Here is a 19,990-nt window from a genome sequence, read left to right as displayed (position 1 = left end):
AGAAGACCGCCACATTGTTTATCTGTACTTAGGCCTGAATGAATTTAACGGAGCTGGCCTTGTTGTTCAGCCAGGCGTCGACACCGGTGAATTTGGTGCCCACCTGCGACCCGAGACCGATGCTCCGGCCGGTGCAGTTGCTGGTGTCGTAGATGAACAAGACGCCGTCGCCGAAGGTGTTGTTGAACGCGAGACTCGCCTTGTTGTTGAAGCCTTCGGGGCTCAGCTGCCGGCAACCGGAGATCTGGCTGGGAGTCTGCCGCCAGACTTGGCCGCCCCAGCTGGATGTGTCCGTCAGGCACACTGTGCCGTGATACGGCATGCAGTCCGATTGGGCGGCCATGGCGGGCGAAGCGACAATGGCGCTGCCGGCGATGGTCGTGGCCGCTACCGCGATTGTCGCGAAGACCCTGCTTCGTAGATTCAATTGTCTTCCTTACCAGGGTTGTGCCGAGATGCCGTTGCAGCAACGGACACTTCGGCGACTAAGGGGGCTATCCCACACGATCGAGTAACCGAAAACAACCCTTGACAACGGAAGCGGGTTGTGCGGGCCTACGGCGTAGGTGAACCGGGCGATAGTCGCCCTGATCGCGGCGCGGGGCGGCCGCTGCCGGTAGGGTGGACAGCGGTGCGCCGGGAAGTCTGGTCGGCAAGTGGATCGACGGACCCCGGAAATCGGAGCAAGCGTGCCCTACAACGTCCTCAGTCGCGGTTCGTGGTCCGAGGCCCGGCGGATCGCCGACATCCTGCGCAAGGAGACGATCGGCGGCGCGCTGCTCCTCGCCGGCGCCATGATCGCGCTGGTCTGGGCCAACTCGCCGTGGGCAGGCGGCTACCGGTCCCTGCTCGGCTACTCCGTCGGCCCGGCCGCGCTGCATCTGGACCTGTCACTGGCTTCGTGGGCGGCGGACGGCCTGCTGGCGATCTTCTTCTTCGTCGCCGGGCTGGAGCTCAAGCGCGAGTTCGTCGCCGGTGACCTGCGCGATCCGCGGCGGGCGGCGATCCCGGTCCTGGCCGCGGTCGGCGGGGTGGCCGTACCGGCGCTGATCTACGCCGGGGTGAACCTGGGCGGGGAGCTCGCGGGCTGGGCGGTCCCGACCGCCACCGACATCGCGTTTGCCCTCGCGGTCCTCGCGGTCATCGGGCGCTGCCTGCCGTCCGCGCTGCGGACGTTCCTGCTCACCCTCGCGGTCGTGGATGACCTGCTCGCCATCGTCATCATCGCGATCTTCTACACCGCCGGGCTGTCGGTGCTGCCGCTGCTCGCCGCGCTGCTGCCGCTGGGCCTGTTCATCGTGCTGGTGCAGCGCCGGGTCCGGTCCTTCTGGCTGCTGCTCCCGCTGGCGTTCGCGACGTGGGCGCTGGTCCACGCGTCGGGCGTGCACGCCACCGTCGCCGGGGTGCTCCTCGGCTTCGCGGTGCCGGTGGTGCGCCGCGACCGGGCCGACGGCCCCGGCCTCGCCGAGCACTTCGAGCACCGCTTCCGGCCGCTGTCCGCCGGCGTCGCGGTGCCGGTCTTCGCGCTGATGTCGGCCGGGGTGACGGTCGGCGGACCGGACGGGCTGCGGTCGGCGCTGACCGACCCGGTGGCCGTGGGCATCATGCTGGGCCTGATCCTCGGCAAGCCGGTCGGCATCACGCTCGCGACCTGGCTGACGGCGCGGTTCACCCGGGCCCGGATCGACCCCGGGCTGGCCTGGATCGACGTCGTCGGCCTGGCGGTGCTGGGCGGGATCGGCTTCACCGTGTCGCTGCTGATCGGCGAGCTGGCGTTCGGTGCCGGCAGCGCGCGCGACGAGCACGTGAAGGTGGCCGTCCTGACCGGTTCGCTGACCGCCGCCCTGCTGGCGACCGTGGTCCTGCGCGTGCGCAACCGCACCTACCGGCGGATCCACGAGGCGGAGCAGGTCGACGCCGACCGTGACGACATCCCCGACGTCTATCAGGGCTGACGGACCAGGCTCAGCCGAGCACCTGCCCGAGGACGGCCGTGGCGTCGTTGATGTCCACCTCACGCATCCGCAGCGGGCCGGACTCGGTGAGCCAGGCCCGGTCGGCGCCGCCGGCGTAGAGCGGTGCCAGCCCGATGTCCCGTACCAGCCGGGCGGCGGTGGTGCGCGCGTCGGCGTGGTCCGTGCAGAGGAACTCGGTCAGCAGCGGGTCGTGCCCGCGCCGGATGTCCAGGACCTCCGCCGGCAGCGTGTTGAACGCCTTCACCCAGTGCGCCTCCGGGCACCACTCCGTCAGCTGCTCGAGCCCGCTGCGTACGGGCGGCCCGCCGCGGGTGCGCGCCGGGTTCGTGGCATCGAGCACGGGCTTGCCGTCCAGGGCGTGTCCCACCCGGTCCAGGACGTCGTGCGCAGACGTCCAGCCCGGCGCGAACAGCACCGCCTCGCCGAACTCCGCGGCCTCGGCGACGGACGCCGCCGGCGAGCTCAGGGCCACCTCGTGACCCGCCTGTCTCCACCAGAGGGCGAGCGTGTCGCTGATCGCGTCCGCCCCGATGACTCCGATCCGCATACCTGACAGCGTGCGCGCGCGAAGCGTGCCGCCGCTGCCGAACCGGCGGAAAACAACCGGCACTTTCGAGCGTCATACCTTTACTTCCGTCGATGTCATGCATAGATTGCTGTCAATCGCACAAAAGTCCGGTCGCCTACCCACCCGATCCGGATGGAGATCGCTTTGGACGACAACGTTGTCGGCCGGGCCGTGTCCCGCCGTTCCCTGCTGACCGCGGGGGCGGTAGGGCTGGCCGCGCCCACGGCCGTGGCCGCCGGCATCGCGCCGGCCGCGCGCCCCGCGAGTGCCGCAACCGGCGCCACCCGCACGATCGCCATCTACGCCGAGGCCCTCCCGGGCGGCCGGTACGGCTACGGCCTCGCCCCGGGCCAGGCGACCGTGCCGGGCCCCGTGCTGGAGATGTGGGAGGGCGACACCCTCGAGATCACCCTGGTCAACCGCACCGACCAGCGGCTGTCCATCCACCCGCACGGGGTGGACTACCGCACCGACTCGGACGGCAGCCCGCTCAACGCCTCCTTCAACGCTCCGGGCGAGACCCGGACGTACGTCTGGCGCTCGCACGAGATGGTCGCGGCCGAGGGGCGGCGCTTCATGCCCGGCAGCGCCGGCTACTGGCACTACCACGACCACGCGATGGGCACGGACCACGGCACCGCGGGCCTCGCCAAGGGTCTCTACGGCGCGCTGATCGTCCGGCGCCGCGGCGACATCCTGCCGGAGAAGCAGTTCACCGTCGTCTTCAACGACATGATGATCAACAACCTGATGGCGCCGGACACCCCGATGTTCGAGGCGAACCTGGGCCAGCGGGTCGAGTGGATCGCCATCGGCCACGGCGGCACGTTCCACACCTTCCACCTGCACGCGCACCGGTGGGCCGACAACCGCACCGGGATGCTCGAGGGGCCCGCCGACCCGAGCCAGGTCATCGACAACAAGGACCTCAACCCGGGCAGCTCGTTCGGGTTCCAGGTGCTGGCCGGCGACGGCGTCGGCCCGGGCGTCTGGATGTACCACTGCCACGTCCAGTTCCACTCCGACGGCGGCATGGCCGGGCTCTTCCTCGTCCGCAACGCCGACGGCAGCATGCCGCCCGGCGCCGAGGAGGCCATCCACCGGTTCCACGGTCACGCCCAGCACCACGACGAGGGGGTCCAGGGATGAGACGTCGATCCGGTCTCGCCGCCGCGGCGGCGATCGCGCTGCTCGTGAGCCCCGTGCCGATGGCCGCGCCGGCCGTCGCAGCGCCGGAACCGTTGCGGGTGCTGGTCTTCCACGGGCCCGCGGCGGACCAGCAGGACCCGGTCGAGCGCGCGGCGCGCACCATGGAGGAACTGGGCAGCGCCGACGACGTCGCGGTGACCGCGTCGAGCGATCCCGCGGTGTTCTCCGCGGCCGGGCTGGCGGGATACCGCGCGGTGGTGTTCCTCTCCGCGACCGGCGCCGCGCTCAGCCGGGACCAGGAGACGGCGCTGCAGGGCTACATCCGGTCCGGGGGCGGCTTCCTCGGCATCGCCGATGCCGCCGGGGCCCAGCTGGACTCCACCTGGTTCACCGGGCTGATCGGCAGCCGGCCGGCGGGCGCGATCCCGCTGGCCGAGCCGGTCGCCAAGGTGGGTGCCAGCGCGGAGAACCCGCCCAACGAGACCAAGGAGAAGCTGACCGACGGCGACGCGAGCACCAAGTGGCTCGCCCGTACGCCGACCGGCTGGGTCACGTACGAGCTCAGCAAGCCCACCACCGTCACCGGCTACGCCCTCACCTCGGCCAACGACGCCCCCGGCCGCGACCCGAAGGACTGGACCCTGCAGGGCTCCACCGACGGTACGGAGTGGACGGACGTCGACCGGCGCACCGCCCAGACGTTCCCGGAGCGCTACCAGACCCGCCGGTTCGAGGTGGCCACCCCGCGCGAGTTCCCGCTCTACCGGCTGTCGATCACCGCGAACGGCGGCGAACCGCTGACCCAGCTCGCCGACCTGCGGCTGTTCACCGGCGCGACCACCCAGCCGCAGCCGCCGCCGGTCAGCCGGGCGGTCGTCGACGTCCTCGACCGGCAGCATCCGGCCACCCGTTCGCTGCCGATGACGGTGGAACGTTCCGACCGCTGGTTCAACTGGGACCCCAACCCGGTCGGCGCCGTGCACACCCTCGCCCAGGTCGAGGAGCGCTTCTACGCCCCCGGTCCCGGAGCCAACGGCCCGTTCCACCCGGTGTCGTGGTGCCGTGACTACGACGGCGGCCGCTCCTTCTACACCGGGATGGGCCATACCGAGGCCGGCTACGCCGAGGACGCGTTCCGCCGGCACCTGGCCGGCGCCCTGCGCTGGACCACCGGCATTCAGCGCGGCGACTGCCAGGCCACCATCGCCGCCAACTACCGGGCGGAGCGGCTCACCGCGGCCAACAAGGCCGGTGAGCTCGACCAGATCGGCGAACCGCACGGACTCACGATCGCGCCGGACGGCAGGGTCTTCTACGTCGGCAAGGCCGCCTGCCCGACCGGCCCGGTCGTCGACTGGGCCGATCCGGACGTAGGCCTGGGCTGCGGCACGATCCACACGTACGACCCACGGACCAAGCAGGTCAAGCTGCTCACCACGCTGCGCGTAATGGGTAACCGGGGCAGCGGCTCCGAGCTGGTGAAGAACGAGGAGGGGCTGCTCGGCATCGTGCCCGACCCGGCCTTCGCGACCAACGGATGGCTCTACGTCTACTGGATGCCGCACGAGTCGATCGACCGGGACCGGCGGATCGGGCAACGGACCATCTCCCGGTTCACCTACGACCGGACCACCGCGACGATCGACCAGGCCACCCGCAAGGACCTGCTGCAGTTCCCGGTGCAGATCCACAGCTGCTGCCACGCGGGCGGCGGCATGGCGTTCGACGACCGCGGCAACCTGTACGTCGGCTCGGGCGACAACAACTCCTCCGAGGGCTCGAGCGGCTACTCCGGCAACAACTGGACCGCCGAGTACAAGGGCGTCTCGTTCCAGGACGCGCGGCGTACGGCGGGCAACACGAACGACCTGGCCGGCAAGATCATCAGGATCCACCCGGAGCCGGACGGCACGTACACGATCCCGCAGGGGAATCTCTTCCCGCCCGGCACCGAGAAGACCCGGCCGGAGATCTACGTGATGGGCGTCCGCAACATCGCCCGGCTGGCGATCGACCCGGTGCACAAGTGGCTGACCGCCGGCTGGGTCGGGCCGGACGCCTCGGCGCCCAGCCCCACGCTGGGCCCGGCCAAGTACGAGACCGCCACGATCCTCACGTCCGCGGGCAACCAGGGCTGGCCCTACTGCATGGGCAACCGGCAGCCGTACCGCGACCGCAGCGACACCGACCCCACCGTCCTCACCGGCTGGTACGACTGCGACGACCTGAGGAACACCTCGCCGCGTAACACCGGGCTGACCGGCATCCCGCCCGCCCGCGACAACATGATCTGGTACTCGCCCGGTGGTGGCGGCCCGGTCTTCCCCGCCCGTACGGACGGCAGCGGCGTGCCCACGTACAACGCCGCCGACGCCACCTACACCCAGCCGTACCTGCGCGGCGGGGGACAGGCGATCATGTCCGGCCCGACGTATCACCGGGAGCTGGTGGACACGGGCAGCGGCGTGGCGTGGCCGGAATACTGGGACGACAAGTGGTTCATCGGCGACGAGTCGAACGCCCAGAACCGTGTCGCCGTCACCGTCGACCCGGCCGGGGTGCCGCGCCAGGCACCGCCGGTCTTCGGCGAGTCGCTGCGCGCCGTCATCCCGGGCGGCAACGGCGACACCCGGCTGCAGAGCTGGATGGACGCCAAGTTCGGCCCGGACGGGGCGCTCTACCTGCTCGACTACGGCGGCGGCTTCTTCAGCCTGCACGCCAACCAGAAGCTGATCCGGATCACCTACCAGGGCGGTGCCCCGACCCCCGCGCCGGCGGCATCGTCCGTGGCGGTGCAGAACAAGCCGCTGACCATCGCGTTCACCGGCTCCCGCTCCGGCGGGGTGTCCTACCGCTGGGAGTTCGGCGACGGTGCCACGTCGACCGAGGCGAACCCCCGGCACGCGTACGCCCGGACCGGCACGTACACGGCGAAGCTGACGGTTACGTACGCCGACGGTGAGACGGCGACGACGCAGACCACCGTCACGGTCGGCTGCGCGGTGCCCGACGACCGCGGCACGGTGTGGATCGGCGACGCGGACACCGGCGTGCCCAACCGGCAGGCCGGCGGCGGCTGCACGATCAACGACCTCATCGACGACGAGAGCACCTGGCCCGACCACGACAGCTTCGTCCGCCACGTCACCACGGTCACCGACACGCTCCAGCGCGACGGCGTGCTCAGTGGGCGGGAGGCCGGGACGCTGACCCGTACGGCCGCCGGGTCGCCGATCGGCCGCCCGGGCCACCACGGGTACGAACCCCTCTACGACGGCACCGCGGAGTCGCTGCGGGCCTGGGAACAGGCCGGGCCCGGAGCGTTCACCATCCAGCCGGACGGCTCGCTGCGGACCGGCGGCGGCCTGGGCATGCTCTGGTACGCCCAGCGCCCGTTCGCCGACTTCTCCCTGAAGCTGCAGTTCCGCGACGTGGCACCGGGCACCGCCCGCGCCAACAGCGGCGTCTTCGCCCGCTTCCCCGACCCGCGCATTCCGCTGGACCAGCGCCCGCCGGGAAGCTGCGGAACCGTCGGCTCGGCGCGGACCTCGCCGGCCTGGGTGGCGATCTACTGCGGCCACGAGATCCAGCTCTACGACGGCGAGACCGGTGAGCCGCAGAAGACCGGCTCGATCTACAACTTCGACCCGGTGCCGTTCGCGAACGCGGGGGCCACGCCGAAGAACCAGTGGAACGACTACGAGGTCCGGGTCACCGGCCAGCACTACACGATCGTCCGCAACGGCTTGGTCATCAATGAGTTCGACAACACGCCGGGCAAGCAGTCCTCACGCGCCGGTGACCCGCCGACCGACATGCGGCAGTTCGCCGGCGGCTTTCTCGGCCTGCAGAACCACAGCGACACCGACCTCATGGAGTTCCGCGACATCCGGATCCGGGAGCTCCAGCCATGATCCTGCGAGCACTGCTCAGCGCCGTCGTCCTGACCGCGAGCCTCGTGGCGCCGGCCCAGGCGGTCGCCGCCCAGACCCTCACCTGGACCGCGGACGACGACATCACGCGCTACAAGTCCGCGCCCGCGCAGACCGGGGCCGGGGCCGGGGCGACCACGATCGTCTTCGAGAACAGCGCGGCGACCGGCAACACCACCGGGATGCCGCACACGCTCACCTTCGACACCACCGCCGACGGCTACAACCACGACGTCACCGTCAACATCCTCGCGAGCCCGTTCGACACGAACAACGGCCGGCACGAGCAGGCGGTGACCCTGACGCCGGGCCGCTACCGCTACTTCTGCTCGATCCCCGGGCACAGCACCATGGTCGGTGAGCTGGTGGTCACCGGTGGCGGCGGGCCGGACACGACGCCGCCGACCGTCTCCGCCGCCGTCACGGGGGAGCGCAACACGGCCGGCGACTACCTCGGTTCCGCCACCGTGACGCTCAGCGCCTCCGACGCCGCGGGGTCCGGGGTGGACCGGGTCGAATACCAGGTCGACGACACCGGCTTCGCGCCGTACACGAAGCCGGTGACCGTTTCCGCGCTGGGCGACCACGCGGTGCAGTTCCGCGCCACCGACAAGGCCGGCAACGTCAGTGCGACCGGCTCGGTGCCGTTCCGGATCGTGGAGCCCGGCGACGAGGACACCACACCCCCGGTGGTTACCGCCCAGGTGTCCGGCTCCCGCGACCCGTCCGGCAATTACATCGGTACGGCCACAGTCACGCTGACCGCCACCGACGCCGGAGCCGGGGTGTCCCGAGTGGAGTACAACCTCGACGGCGGGGTGTTCACCGCGTACACCGCGCCGGTGGTGGTGAACGTGGTCGGGACGCACATGGTGCACTTCCGCGCCACCGACGCTGCCGGCAACACCTCGGCGGAACAGATGGTGAGCTTCACCGTCGTCGCGCCGCCCGCCGAGGACACGACGCCGCCGCAGACCTCGGCGGCGGTGAGCGGCGAACGGGACCCGGCCGGCGCGTACCGGGGCGCCGCGACCGTCACCATCACCGCGACCGACACCGGCTCAGGGGTCGCCACGATCCAATACGCCCTCGACGCGGGGGCGTGGACCACCTACCCGGCTCCGGTGGTCGTGTCGTCGACGGGTGCGCACACCGTCCGCTACCGGGCCACCGACGTCGCGGGCAACACAGCCGCGGAGAAGTCCGTCGCCTTCACGGTCGTGCCGCCGGGTACCGACGCCTGCCCCGGCTCCGACACCCGGGCCACGGTGGTCATCGGCGCCGAGGACACCGGCGTGGCCAACGGGGACACCGGGAACGGGTGCACGATCAACGACCTGATCGCCGAGCACGCCGCGTACCCCGATCACGGCAGTTTCGTCCGGCACGTCGAGACGGTCACCGCTCCGCTGGTCGCCGGCGGCCTGCTCACCCCCCGCCAGCAGGGCGTCATCGTCCGGGCGGCCGCCCGCTCGGACGTCGGAAACCCCTTCCCACCTCGACAAGGAGTAGCGCGATGAGACGTACCGTCGCCACGCTGGCCCTCGTGAGCACCGCCGTCGCCGTCTCGGCGCTGGCGGCCGCTCCGGGCGCCCGCGCCGACCTGGTCACCCACTGCGTCGGCACCGGCGGCCCGGTCACCGTGCCCAACGACCTGTACGTCCCGGCGGGCCAGTCGTGCGCCCTGACCGGCACCACGGTCACCGGCAACGTCAGCGTCGCGGCCGGGGCGAACCTGGTCGTCACCGGCGGCCGGCTCAGCGGCGAGATCCAGGTCGCGGCCGACGGCTACCTCGACGCCACCGACACGACCGTGGGCGGCGGGATCGACCTCGCCTCGGGCGGCTACGGGATCTTCCTCAGGAACGCCCGCAGCGGCGCGGTGACCGTACGCGCCAAGGGCTCGGCCACGATCGACAGCTTCCTGTTCGTGGAGCACAGCACGGTCGAAGGCACCGTGACCGCGAACTCCGGCGAGGTGCGTCTCGACCGCACGACGCAGGTCACCGGCAACGTCAGCAGCACCGGTACGTACTACACCGACGTGCACGACTCGTTCGTCGACGGCACGCTCTCCGTGCTCAACAGCGCCACCGGCAGCGTGGTGTGCGGCAGCGCGGTCCGCGGGCGGGGGACCTTCGCCGGCAACCTCGGCGGCGTGCAGCTGGGACCGAACGGAAGCCTCGACGGCTGCGCGTCCGGCGGCTACTGGGGCCGCGACGTCGGCATCTCGAACACCACCGGCCCGGCGACGGTCGACGACACCATCATCGACGGACAGCTGACCCTGTCCGCCAACAACCCGGCCGCCCGGGTGGCGGCGAACAACCGCATCCGCGGCGGGGTGGTGGGTGAACAGGCACCGGCCGCCACGGCCCGGGCCCGCTCGGCGCGGGGCAACACCGCAACCCGCGACGACGACGCCGGCCAGCGTGCCGCGGAGCGCCGGACCGCCGCCGTCAATGAGGCCCGCGCCGCCGGCGACGCCGAGCTCTGAGCGGCTCAGTTCGCTGCTCCGGTTCGGGGCCTTCGCCGCCGGCAACAACGGCTCGGATCCGACGTCCGCGATCTTCAACGGACGCATGCTGCTCTTCCACGGCCATGGCGGGTCGGACACGGGGCCCTCGCACGAGTACACCGAATACTCGGTCATGACCTCCACCACGTACCGGATGGGCGTGCGGCGGGCCGGCGGCCGCGGGACGATCGCCTCCGGGCCGGCTCTCGGCGCGGGGGTGCTCCGTGCGGATGCGTCGACGGGTCTCAGCTGCGGCACGAGGTGCTTCACGACCGTCCTGGCCGGGACGAGGATGTGGCTGCACGCCAGGCCCGCACGCGGATACCGGTTCGTCCGCTGGACCGGCTGCAACGCCACGCGACCGCGGGACTTCCCCGTGCCCCTGCCCGACGTCAAGCTGCGCTGGGTCAGCGCGACGAAGAACATGACGGTGACCGCACGGTTCGCGCGGGCCTGAGGCGTGGTGCTCGGCAATACCCGGCGAATCGTCGGGGACTGGGGCGGTCTCCGTGTCAGGCTGGCACCATGAGCTCTCTGCTCGCCGGGCCGATCTTCACGGACTGGTACTGGGGCCCGCTCTTCCTCGCCCTGATCCTGGTCCCCTTGGGCGTGGCCACCGGCGTGGCCATCACGCTCCTGTACGGGTTGTTCTTTCTGATGCGAAGGGCTGTCCGGCCGGAGGCGGCGCACAGGTTCGTCACGTGGCGGAAGGTCGTCGCCCTGCTCCTGCTGATCACGCTCGTCGACATTCCGGTCTATGTTCAGTACAGCTACATCAGCAGGCACGAGTCGAACCCGGCGTCGTACCCGTGCGAGCGGATCCTCTGTCTCGACAACTACTTTCCGGTGACCATCCCGGCCTCCGAGGTCGATACCAGCGGCATCGACTTCACGGTGTATCTGCCCGGTCCGCCACCGCGCGGATTCACACAGCGATTTTTGGAGCTCAATCCGGGCGAGACGAACGTGGCCAGCAGTTACTTGCGGAGCCAGACGTCGATCGTGGCGACCTATCGGCTCGACTCCTCCGCGTTTGAGCTCGTGGAGGCGAGACTCGGGCCCTATGGGCTCGTGAGTCTCGACGACAATCTCGGTGCAGCGCAGCGGACACCGGCGGGCCGACCCGTGTACCAGAGCGGCAACAGCCTCGCGGTCACCGTCATCGGGGAGACGATGGTATTTATCAGCGCCTACTACGCCCAAGAGGGAGAGCCGCTTCGTCCCGAACTGTCGGCGCTGGTGGACTCTCTACGGGAAGCGCCCGTGGACGAGCTCGTCTTCAAGCCCAAGGGGCGGCGAAGGTAGCGGGCCGCCGATAGGGGTAGAACTGGGGCGTGTCCGCGTACCGGGTCAGCAGGGTCCTGATCGTCCTCGTGTTCATCATCGCGGGATGCGCGGTGGGGTGGAAGTCGCCGGAGAACGACTCACCGGCGCCGCGCGGCACGTCCGGCGACGTCGTCACCAAGGCGCTGCGGGACGTCGAGCGCTTCTGGACGGCCACCTATCCCGAACTGGCCCGTGGACGGAACTTCAAGCCCGTGAGCGGCGGCTACCACCCGTACACCCGCGACGATCCCCCGCCGGCCTGCGGCGGGGAGGAGGCGGGTTACCAGCCGAACGCCTTCTACTGCCCGGCCGGCGACTTCGTCGCCTGGGACGCCGAGACGCTGATTCCGCAGCTCGAGGACGCCTTCGGGCCGCTGCTCGTCGGCGTCGTCATGGCCCACGAGTACGGCCACGCCGTGCAGAGCCGGCTGGGCGTGACCGAGCAGCCCACCGTCGTCCTGGAACAGCAGGCCGACTGCTTCGCCGGGGCCTGGACGGCCGACGTGCTCGAGGGGCGCTCGACCGCCTTCACCGGGGTGACGCCCGAGCAGCTCGACAACACGGTCGCCGGCCTGCTGCAGCTGCGCGACCAGCCCGGCACGTCCGCGCGGAACCCGCAGGCGCACGGCAACGCCTTCGACCGCGTCCGCGCTCTGCAGGACGGCGTCGAGAAGGGGGCGAAGGCCTGCGCCGGCTACCGGGCCGGCAACGTCCCGGTGACGGAGGTGCCGTTCAGCACCGAGGAGGAGGCCGCGAGCGGAGGCGACCTGCCGTACGACCAGGCGGTCAACTCCCTCGCCCAGGACGCGCAGACGTACTGGGGCAAGGCGTACCCGGAGCTGACCGGGCAGCCGTGGCAGACGCTGCGGATCGAGCCGTTCCGTGCCGGTTCGCCGCCGGAGTGCCCGCGGCCGGACGCCTCCGCCGGGGGAGCGGCCTTCTACTGTCCCGGCGCGGACTTCATCGCGTTCGACACGGCCGAGCTCGCCCCGACGCTGTACCAGCGGATCGGCGACAACGCCGTCGGGATGCTGCTCGGTGACCTGTTCGCCCGGGCGGCGCAGTCCCGGCGTGGCGCCGGCACCCAGGACCGGGCGGGCCAGCTGACCGTGGACTGCCTCGCCGGCACCTGGACCTCCGACCTGCTCACCCGCGACCAGGGCGCCGCCCTCCGGCTGTCACCGGGCGACCTCGACGAGGCGGTGGCCGCCCTGCTCGCCTTCGGCCGGGCCGGCGACGATTCCGGGACCAGCGCCTTCGACCGCATCGGCGCGTACCGCGACGGTGTGCTCGAGGGGCTGGACGGCTGCGGCGGCTGAGTTCCGCTCAGCAGTCGCCGTTACCGGGGCCGCCGTAGCGGATCGTGGTCGCGCTCAGCAGCTTCGAGTCGTAGTACTGGCTCGGGTCGGTGCTCAGCCGCTCGGCGTTGACCTCGGGACCGTTGGTCATCGAGATCGTGCCGAGGCGCGAGGCGGAACCGTCCGAGACCGGCAGGCCCTTGCCCATGTCGGTGCAGGTCGTCTCGGTCGCGGAGGCCACCTCGCCGAACCACTGGCTCAGCCCGCCCCGGGTGTAGTTGCCGTTCCACAGGCTGTCGGGGAACGAGCCCACCCACTCCGAGTCGTACGCGACCCACCAGGCGCCGCCCGAGTGCCGGATGCCGAACCGCTTCTGCGTGGCGGTCGGCAGGGTGTCGCCCGGCTTGATGGTCGCGTCCGCGTACATCTCGAAACCGCACGAGTTGTAGCAGGTCTTCTTGCCGTCTTTCCAGTAGTAGACGAAGAGGTGCGGATCGGTGTCGCCGTTGACCTTGCGGTCCACGTTCCAGCCGACCTCCACGATCTGCTTGCTGTCCGCGGACTGCATGGCGATCTCGGTGAGCGTGTGCGCGTCCGCAGTGGCGAGCTCGGGCTTGGCGATGCTGAGGTTGGCCCACGTGCCGTCGGTCGCCCCGACCTGGCGCCCGCCGGCGTAGTGGTAGAAGTCGTCCGACTTGGCCGCCGTCGCGACGCCCGGGGGAGCCGGTGCGGCAGCGTCGTCCTCGTCGGGTGCCTGGCCCTTCGGCGCGTACACCGGGACCGGGACGAGGGAGCCGCTCGCGTCGGCCGATGCGGCGTCCGCGCCGGCGGCGGCGACCGCGGCGCTGCTGGCGCCGGCCCGGGCCCGCGTCAGCCTCGAGGGGCGCTCACCCCAGGGCAGCAGGGACGGCGGCTTCCGCTGGGCAGTCACAGCGGCGGCCGGGTCTGCTGCGGCCGGGTCTGCTGCGGCCGGGTCCGCTGCGACCGGGTCGGCGGGCAGGGCCACGGCGGGAGCGGAGGGCACCTCCGCGGCGCCGGCGTTCAGGGTCCAGGCGGCTCCGAGGGAACCGACCACGGCTGCGGTGAGGCCGGCTGCCAAGAGGCTGCGGCGGGGGTTCGACACGTGTCCGTCCTCGTTCGTCGGGAGCTGACGGCCTTCAGTCCGGTTGTGGGTGGTGGGCGGGGCGGTTGGACGGGAAATCGTCGGTGACCATACAACGACCTGGATGTCTTTGGCTGCGGCCGCGTGCGCAATCCAACTGAACGGCTGAGGCCGGGTTCCCTGGACGCGGCCTACGCGATATTTGTCCGCTATAACCTTTCCGTATCGGCCGGACCCGGGTTCTACCCCTTTTCGGAGCCGGGCCGCGCATCGCGGCCCGGCAGGCCGCCGCGCTGTTCGCGCTCGCCGGGGTGCTGGCGCTGGTGGCCATCGGGAACGACCCCAGCCGCGCCGGCGACCTGCTGCTGATCGCCCTGGCGGACTTCGTCCTCGCCCTCGCCGGATGGCAGCTGCCATGGCGGCGGTGGCCACCGCAGCGGCCGGCCGTCCTGGCCCTGCCGGGGTTCGCCGTGCTCGGCTTCTCCACCTGGGCCTTCGGCGGGGTCGCCACCGGTACGGGACCCTTCCTCGTCCTGCTGTACACCTGGGCCGCCCTGCACTTCTCCCGGCGCGTCCTGCTCGGCCTGCTCGCGCCCGCGGCGATCGCTTACGTCGCCCCGCTGGTCGTGACGCACCAGCCGCCGGTCGTGCTCGGCAGCGCCCTCATCCTGCTGCCGGTCGCCCTTGCGGTGGCCCTGCTCATCGAGGCCCAGGCCCGGCACCTGCGCGACGACCGCGAGCGGCTGGCCCGGATCGAACGGTGGCGGGTGGCCATGATCGGGACGCTGGCCCACGACGTACGGTCGCCGCTGGCTACGGTGCAGATGACCCTGGAGGAGCTGCAGGACGGGGCCACCGGGCACACCGCGCGGATGCTCACCGCGGCGCTGCGGCAGACCTCGCGCATCGACCGGCTGGCCACCGGGCTGCTCGACCTCAACCGCATCGACACCAGCGGCCACCTGCACCTGGACCGTCGGCCGACGTCGGCCCGCCTGGCGGTGCTCGAGGCGCTGTCGTACGTGAGCTCCGCGGAGGTGCAGATCGAGATCGCGCACGACCTGGCCGTCTGGGTGGATCCGGAGCGCTTCGAGCAGATCCTCGTCAACCTGGTCGGCAACGCCCTGCGCTACGGCCGCCCCCCGGTCACCGTCACGATCACCTCCGACGAGGGCGTCGACCGGCTGGAGGTCCGCGACCACGGCCCCGGCGTCCCCGACGAGCTGCGTCCGCGCCTCTTCACCCGCTTCGGCGTCGGCGACGCCCGGGGCGTGGGCCTGGGGCTGTGGATCGTGCGCGAGCTGGCGCGGGCGCACGGTGGCGAGGCGCGCTATGAGCCCGCCCACCCCGGCGCCCGCATGATCGTCACGTTCGCGGCGGCCCCCGCGAGCTCGCTCAGCGCCGCCGGACGCTCATCCGCACAACGCGTGGTCGATGAGGGTCCGGGTGATGTCGCCTGACGGTGCCGGCACGCCCGGCTCGCGCTTCAGGGAATCCGTGTTGATCGTCACCACGACGCTGCGGCCGCCGTCCGGGGTGACCCCGTTGCGGGTCATGAAGCCCATGATGTCGCCGCCGTGCGACCACGAGCCGCCGCAGGAGTTGGGGATCCACATCAGGCCGAGGCCGTAGCGGGCGCCGGGCCAGTTCTTCCGGAACGAGTCGTTGGTGGGCACCGTACGCCGCATCTCGGCCAGCTGGGCGGGACGCAGCACCTCACCGCGCAGCAGCGCCCGCAGGAACCGGTTGCCGTCGTCCGTGGTGCTGATCATCTCGCCCGCGGCGCCCCCGAACGAGGGGTTCAGCCGCGTCGCGTCGATCGGCTCGCCGTAGCGCGGGTCGTCCTCCGTCGCGTCCGGGCCGGGGAAGCGCTCGTAGCCGACGGCGTGGGGGCGCGGCACCTGCGGGTACGTGCCGGGGGTGTACGTGTGGCGCAGCCCGAGCGGCTCCACGATGCGCTGCTGCACCTCCTGCTGCCAGCGGTGCCCGGTGACCCGCTCGATGATCATGCCGGCCAGGATGTAGTTGGTGTTGGAGTAGTTCCAGCTGGTGCCGGGGGTGAACTCGGGCTCGAAGGCCATGGCGAGGGCCACCGCCTGGGGCGGCGTGACCGTGCTGAAGCGGCTCTTCTGAAACCCCTCCTCGGTGAAGAGGTCCGGCATGCCGGCCAGGTAGTCCGGAAGGCCGCTGGTGTGCTGCAACAGCTGCCGTACGGTGATCTTCCGGCCGTCGTTGCCGTGGCCCCGGACCACCCCCGGCAGCCACTCCTCGACGGTGTCGTCGAGCGTGAGCCGCCCCTCGCCCACGAGCTGCAGCACGGTGGCGGAGACGAAGGTCTTCGTGTAGCTGCCGATCCGGAACCGGGCGTCCCACGGCACGGGTGTCCGGTTGGCGGTGTTGCCGTACCCGCTGCGGACCTTCGTGCCGCCCCGGGCGGTGTCCAGCCCGACCAGCACGCCGGGGGCTCCCTGTGCCAGCAGGGCGTCGGCGTCCCGCTGCAGGGTGGCCCGGATGCCGATGGGATGCGCGGCCGCCTGGGTGGCCGGCACGGTGCCGGCGACGGCGGCGACGGCGGTGGTCACGGTCAGGAAAGTCTTCGAGATCCTCATGCCTCCCACGCTAGGAACGCGGAGGAGTCATATCGATCCAGGACGCTGCCCGGCCGTGGTGGGGCCAGCACTACCACCGCGCTGCCACCGGGGTACTCCTCAACCTCATCGTCGTGCGGGCGATGGTGGGTTCATGCCCGCTGAGACGACGGCTCGCACGCCGCACGCCCGGTCCGGTCGCGTACCGGCCGTGCGGTCGAGTGCGCTGCGAGCCATGATCGTTCCCGGGATGGGGGGTCCCTACCTGGCGGCCACCTGGGGGGCGGGCAACCGGCCGGTCATGCTGGCGGTGGCCGTCGCGATGGTCGCCGTCTCCGGGCTGAACTGGTGGCAGGCGCCGGTCATCGCCCGGTCGGCGTACCCCGCCCTGCTCCGGGGCGCGGCCATGATCGTCACCGTCGCCGGCTCGGCGACGCTGACCCTGCTCGACGGCGGGGTGGGCAGCCCGCTGGGCGCCGTCCTGCCGTACGCCCTGCTCTTCTACGCGGTACGCCTCCCGGCCCGGATGTTCCTGATCGCCGGCGTGGTCATCGGCGTGGCGTACTGGACGATCGTGGTCCTGGGCGACCCGGTCCCGCACGGCTACGCCGTGGTGTACACCCTCGGGATCGGTGGCGTCTCGGCCATCTGCATGCGGCACGCCGCCGCGCTCCGGTCCCTTCGGCGCCGGCTCGCCCGGCTGTCCGTGTCCGACCCGCTGACCCGCTGCCTCAACCGGCGCGGCTTCGACGAGCGGCTGGAGCGCGCGTACGCCGAGGCCGTCCGCACCGGCGAGCCGGTGTCGGTGGTGGTCGTCGACCTGGACCGGTTCAAGGAGGTCAACGACGAGTACGGCCACCAGGCCGGCGACGACCTGCTGGCCTGGACGGCGAGCACGATGGCCGCGGAGCTGCGCCAGGAGGACGCCGTCGGGCGCCTCGGCGGCGACGAGTTCGCGGTGGTGCTGGCCGGCTCGGGCCCCGAGGCGGCCGACGCCGTGGTGGCGCGGCTGCGGGCGGCGCTCGACGGGGTGGCTCCGGCCAGCTTCGGCCGCGCGTCGTATCCGGCGGAGGCGGCGGACCTGGACGAGCTGCGCCGGATGGCCGACGACTGCGCGTACGCCGACAAGGCCCGCCGCGACAGCCGTGCGCCCAGCCCGGAGGGCGTCGCCCGGGCCCGGCGGGAGGCCGGCCGCCGGGCGACCGCCAAGGTGTCCGACCACGAGCGGCACCGGCGCTCGATCGCGGACATGGGCCGGCTCACGGCATCGGACAGCGCGGTCGGCCTGCTGTACGCGGCACTGTTCGCCCACGGGGAGCCGCACCGCGTCCTCATGGGCGTCTTCTGCGGCCTCGGGGTGGTCTACGGCCTGGCCGTGCTGGCGGCGGCGGATCGGCTGAGCCGGTCCCCGGCCGTCCGGCAGCTGATGTTCATCAACGCCCTTCTGCTGTTCGCGCTGGCGGTGTCCGTGCCCGTGCTGAACGGCGGCGCGGGCTCCCCGACCGCGGTGGGGATGCTGGCACCGATGCCGCTGGTCGCCCTCGGCGCGCCGATGCGGGTCGCGCTGCCGGTGCTCGCCCTGGGCGCCGGGTCCTACGCCGCCGTGGCCGCCTTCTGCGGCGCGCCCAGCCCTGCTTACGTCGTCATGCACCTGGCCGGCATCCTCGCGGTCGCCGCCGCCTGTGCCGTGCAGGGCCACGTGGCCGCCCGGCAGCGCCGGCTGCTGACCCGGCTGTCGAGGATCGACCCGCTCACCGAGGTGCTCAACCGGCGTGGCTTCGAGGAGCGGTGCGCCACCGAGCTGGAGGAGGCGCGCCGCGACGGGCGGGCGCTCGGTCTGCTGATCTTCGACCTGGACGGGTTCAAGCTCCTCAACGACACGGCAGGGCACGCGGCCGGCGACGAGCTGCTCCGCTGGGTGTCCGGCACGCTGCGGGCCGGCCTGCCCGCCGGGGACCTCGTCGGCCGGCTCGGCGGCGACGAGTTCGTCGTCGTGCTGCGCTCGGCGGCCGAGGTGCCCGCCGTGGCGGAACGGCTCCGCCAGGCGCTGGCCGAGCGCACGCCAGCCAGCCTCGGCACCGCGGTGCTGGACCGCGACGGGTCCGACTTCGAGGCGCTGTACCTCCACGCCGACGCGGAGCTGTACGCCGAGAAGGCGACCCGCGCCCGTACCCCTCGCCGTACCCGCCCGGCGCGGTCACCCGAGGGAACAGCTGTTCGCTAGGTCACCGGCGGCGGGGCGCGGCAGCGTGCTCGAGGCCGGTGGCGGCGTACCGCCCTCGACCCAGCCGGTCAGCGCGGTGAAGGCGCCGCGGAAGCACGGCAGGATCGGGCGCAGCTGGTCCGGGTACGCGTCGTAGAGCCCGTCGACGTGATTGCCGTCTTCGACGCGGTAGTAGCGGAAGATGCGGTCCCGGTGGCGTGAACGCACCATTCCCGCGTACACGTCGGAGTCCTGGGTGATCGGCAGCAGCGTGTCGAGGGTGCCGTGCAGGGTGATCATCGGTCGCTGGATCCGCCCGGTCAGGGCGATGCGCGCGATCGCCGCGCGTACCGACGGTGGCCGCAGGTCGTAGTCGTAGTCGGCGTCGCAGGCCGGCGTGCCGGAGGCGCAGAACGGCGTGCCGGCCTCGGTGGCGCCGTAGCCCGGGTCCAGTTCCTCGCGGTAGATGCGCTGGGTGAGGTCCCAGTAGACCTGGTAGTGGTACTCCCAGAGGAACTCGGAGCCCGGTGCGAAACCGGCGGCCAGGATCGCCGCGTGGTCCGGGTACGCCCGCAGCACCGGCGGCAGGAACGTCAGCAGGCTCGGCCGGTCCGGATGCCACAGCGTGCCCTCCCAGTCGACGCCGCCGTCGTACAGCTCGGGGTGGTTCTCCAGCTGCCAGCGCACGAGGTAGCCGCCGTTGGACAGGCCGGCCGCGTAGGTGCGCCGGGGCGGCCGCCCGTAGTGCCGTGCCGCCGTCGCCCGGGCTGCGCGGGTCAGCTGGGTGACTCGGTGGTTCCACTCGACGATGGCGTCGCCGGGGCGCTTCCCGTCGCGGTAGAAGGCGGTGCCCACGTTGCCCTTGTCGGTGGCGGCGAACGCGTATCCCTGTGCGAGCACCCAGTCGGAGATGGCGACGTCGTTGGCGTACTGCTCGCGGACGCCCGGGGAGCCCGCCACCACCAGGCCGCCGTTCCAGCGGTCGGGCAGCCGCAGCACGAACTGGGAGTCGTGGTTCCAGCCGTGCGTGACGTTCGTGGTCGAGGTGTCCGGGAAGTAGCCGTCGATCTGCACACCCGGCATGCCGGTGGGGTTGCGGGTCGCGGTGGAGGTGAGGCCGGCCCAGTCGGCCGGGTCGGTGTGACCGCTCGCCACCGTTCCGGCGGTGGTGAGGTCGGTCAGGCACGCCGCAATCTGGTACGCGGCACCCGGGACGAGAGGCGCGGGGGCACAAGCCGGCGCGGCGGGGGCGGGGACAGGGCCGGCGACGAGGGCGGCGGCCACGGCCATGGCGACGGGGAGCACGGCGGTTCCTCCACTTTCCAGAGGT

15 protein-coding genes are annotated in these 19,990 nt (G+C 72.0%); 10 read left to right on the top strand and 5 right to left on the bottom strand.

Annotated features, from left to right (window positions below; genetic code table 11):
• Nucleotides 1-28: 28 nt before the first annotated feature.
• Nucleotides 29-427: a hypothetical protein gene (locus AB0368_RS20485; protein ID WP_366155483.1), complete on the bottom strand. Its 399-nt coding sequence runs from the start codon at nucleotides 425-427 to the stop codon at nucleotides 29-31.
• A 262-nt stretch (nucleotides 428-689) separates the two neighbouring features.
• Between AB0368_RS20485 and nhaA the strand changes: the two genes are divergently transcribed.
• Nucleotides 690-1,955 (top strand): Na+/H+ antiporter NhaA, encoded by a 1,266-nt coding sequence (nhaA, locus tag AB0368_RS20480; RefSeq protein WP_366155482.1) that lies wholly within the window; start codon nucleotides 690-692, stop codon nucleotides 1,953-1,955.
• A gap of 10 nt (nucleotides 1,956-1,965) precedes the next feature.
• Here nhaA and AB0368_RS20475 read toward each other — a convergent pair whose 3' ends face one another.
• Complete coding sequence (locus AB0368_RS20475; protein WP_366155481.1) at nucleotides 1,966-2,523, bottom strand: F420-dependent NADP reductase; 558 nt, start codon at nucleotides 2,521-2,523, stop codon at nucleotides 1,966-1,968.
• Between the two features lie 165 nt (nucleotides 2,524-2,688).
• Between AB0368_RS20475 and AB0368_RS20470 the strand changes: the two genes are divergently transcribed.
• From AB0368_RS20470 to AB0368_RS20440, 7 genes are all read left to right on the top strand, one after another.
• Complete coding sequence (locus AB0368_RS20470) at nucleotides 2,689-3,693, top strand: multicopper oxidase domain-containing protein (protein WP_366155480.1); 1,005 nt, start codon at nucleotides 2,689-2,691, stop codon at nucleotides 3,691-3,693.
• Nucleotides 3,690-7,607: a ThuA domain-containing protein gene (locus AB0368_RS20465; protein ID WP_366155479.1), complete on the top strand. Its 3,918-nt coding sequence runs from the start codon at nucleotides 3,690-3,692 to the stop codon at nucleotides 7,605-7,607. The genes AB0368_RS20470 and AB0368_RS20465 overlap by 4 nt, the downstream gene beginning before the upstream one ends.
• A complete protein-coding gene (locus AB0368_RS20460) occupies nucleotides 7,604-9,145 on the top strand; it encodes a plastocyanin/azurin family copper-binding protein (protein ID WP_366155478.1) in 1,542 nt (513 codons plus the stop codon). The genes AB0368_RS20465 and AB0368_RS20460 overlap by 4 nt, the downstream gene beginning before the upstream one ends.
• Nucleotides 9,142-10,122 carry a hypothetical protein gene (locus tag AB0368_RS20455; RefSeq protein WP_366155477.1) on the top strand — a complete coding sequence of 327 codons (981 nt, stop codon included), beginning with the start codon at nucleotides 9,142-9,144 and terminating at the stop codon, nucleotides 10,120-10,122. The genes AB0368_RS20460 and AB0368_RS20455 overlap by 4 nt, the downstream gene beginning before the upstream one ends.
• Entirely contained in the window at nucleotides 10,088-10,600 is a 513-nt protein-coding gene (locus tag AB0368_RS20450; RefSeq protein ID WP_366155476.1) for a hypothetical protein, read from the top strand. Before AB0368_RS20455 ends, AB0368_RS20450 begins: the two co-directional genes overlap by 35 nt.
• Before the next feature lie 68 nt (nucleotides 10,601-10,668).
• On the top strand, nucleotides 10,669-11,448 hold the full coding sequence (locus AB0368_RS20445) for a hypothetical protein (RefSeq protein WP_366155475.1): 780 nt from the start codon (nucleotides 10,669-10,671) through the stop codon (nucleotides 11,446-11,448).
• A 29-nt stretch (nucleotides 11,449-11,477) separates the two neighbouring features.
• Nucleotides 11,478-12,788, top strand: coding sequence for a neutral zinc metallopeptidase (locus tag AB0368_RS20440; RefSeq protein WP_366155474.1), 1,311 nt, complete (start codon nucleotides 11,478-11,480; stop codon nucleotides 12,786-12,788).
• 7 nt (nucleotides 12,789-12,795) lie between these two features.
• On the opposite strand, the gene AB0368_RS20435 is transcribed toward AB0368_RS20440, so the two are convergent.
• Nucleotides 12,796-13,890, bottom strand: a complete 1,095-nt coding sequence (locus tag AB0368_RS20435) for a neprosin family prolyl endopeptidase (protein WP_366155473.1) — start codon at nucleotides 13,888-13,890, stop codon at nucleotides 12,796-12,798.
• A gap of 290 nt (nucleotides 13,891-14,180) precedes the next feature.
• On the opposite strand from AB0368_RS20435, the gene AB0368_RS20430 reads away from it, so the two are divergent.
• A complete protein-coding gene (locus tag AB0368_RS20430) occupies nucleotides 14,181-15,329 on the top strand; it encodes a HAMP domain-containing sensor histidine kinase (protein ID WP_366155472.1) in 1,149 nt (382 codons plus the stop codon).
• Here AB0368_RS20430 and AB0368_RS20425 read toward each other — a convergent pair.
• Nucleotides 15,282-16,478, bottom strand: a complete 1,197-nt coding sequence (locus AB0368_RS20425; RefSeq protein WP_366155471.1) for a serine hydrolase domain-containing protein — start codon at nucleotides 16,476-16,478, stop codon at nucleotides 15,282-15,284. The genes AB0368_RS20430 and AB0368_RS20425 overlap by 48 nt on opposite strands.
• 229 nt (nucleotides 16,479-16,707) lie before the next feature.
• Between AB0368_RS20425 and AB0368_RS20420 the strand changes: the two genes are divergently transcribed.
• Nucleotides 16,708-18,681: a GGDEF domain-containing protein gene (locus AB0368_RS20420; protein ID WP_366155470.1), complete on the top strand. Its 1,974-nt coding sequence runs from the start codon at nucleotides 16,708-16,710 to the stop codon at nucleotides 18,679-18,681.
• On the opposite strand, the gene AB0368_RS20415 is transcribed toward AB0368_RS20420, so the two are convergent.
• The gene (locus AB0368_RS20415) at nucleotides 18,655-19,965 is read right to left on the bottom strand and encodes a tannase/feruloyl esterase family alpha/beta hydrolase (protein ID WP_366155469.1); all 1,311 of its coding nucleotides are present in this window, start codon (nucleotides 19,963-19,965) and stop codon (nucleotides 18,655-18,657) included. The two genes, AB0368_RS20420 and AB0368_RS20415, sit on opposite strands and share 27 nt — an antisense overlap.
• Nucleotides 19,966-19,990 lie beyond the last annotated feature (25 nt).

Source organism: Actinoplanes sp. NPDC051475 (assembly GCF_040689425.1).
Lineage (GTDB): Bacteria > Actinomycetota > Actinomycetes > Mycobacteriales > Micromonosporaceae > Actinoplanes.
This window is presented reverse-complemented; position numbering and strand designations above follow the sequence as displayed.

Excerpts from the sequence above, each read along its gene's own strand:
- AB0368_RS20460 (WP_366155478.1), top strand. The coding sequence starts at position 7,604 with ATGATCCTGCGAGCACTGCTCAGCGCCGTCGTCCTGACCGCGAGCCTC.
- AB0368_RS20450 (WP_366155476.1), top strand. The coding sequence starts at position 10,088 with ATGAGGCCCGCGCCGCCGGCGACGCCGAGCTCTGAGCGGCTCAGTTCG.
- AB0368_RS20425 (WP_366155471.1), bottom strand. The coding sequence starts at position 16,478 with ATGAGGATCTCGAAGACTTTCCTGACCGTGACCACCGCCGTCGCCGCC.
- AB0368_RS20465 (WP_366155479.1), top strand. The coding sequence starts at position 3,690 with ATGAGACGTCGATCCGGTCTCGCCGCCGCGGCGGCGATCGCGCTGCTC.
- AB0368_RS20475 (WP_366155481.1), bottom strand. The coding sequence starts at position 2,523 with ATGCGGATCGGAGTCATCGGGGCGGACGCGATCAGCGACACGCTCGCC.
- AB0368_RS20445 (WP_366155475.1), top strand. The coding sequence starts at position 10,669 with ATGAGCTCTCTGCTCGCCGGGCCGATCTTCACGGACTGGTACTGGGGC.
- AB0368_RS20420 (WP_366155470.1), top strand. The coding sequence starts at position 16,708 with ATGGGGGGTCCCTACCTGGCGGCCACCTGGGGGGCGGGCAACCGGCCG.
- AB0368_RS20455 (WP_366155477.1), top strand. The coding sequence starts at position 9,142 with ATGAGACGTACCGTCGCCACGCTGGCCCTCGTGAGCACCGCCGTCGCC.